Origin of the sequence: Streptomyces sp. P17 (assembly GCF_032436805.1) — a bacterium.
Taxonomy (GTDB): Bacteria; Actinomycetota; Actinomycetes; order Streptomycetales; family Streptomycetaceae; genus Streptomyces.
This window is the reverse complement of record NZ_JAVRBF010000974.1, coordinates 1-264: the sequence shown is the minus strand read 5'-3', so window position 1 is coordinate 264 and position 264 is coordinate 1. Positions and strand designations below refer to the sequence as shown.

At 54.5% G+C, this 264-nt stretch carries 1 protein-coding gene; it reads left to right on the top strand.

From position 1 onward, the window contains the following. Positions 1-123: 123 nt before the first annotated feature. The coding region (locus tag RMT89_RS46345; RefSeq protein WP_399499026.1) for a hypothetical protein at positions 124-264 on the top strand (141 nt) is incomplete at its 3' end.

Here is a 264-nt window from a genome sequence, read left to right as displayed (position 1 = left end):
ACTGCTGCCTTGACATCTCTGCGCATAGAGATGCTTCGCTTCCGATTTCCGCTGGATAGCGGATACAACGAACCGCATTTGCGCTATAGATAGTCAGGTCTGGCGCGTTGGGAGGACCTTCCGTTGGCCGAAAGAGTCCGCGTAGCGCTGGATTGCATGGGTGGAGATTTCGGAGCGTCAGTAGTTCTAGCTGGCGCCGAGCTGTCATTGAAGCGTGCACCGAACCTGGAATTCACTGCATTTGGTGACAGGGCAATCCTTGAT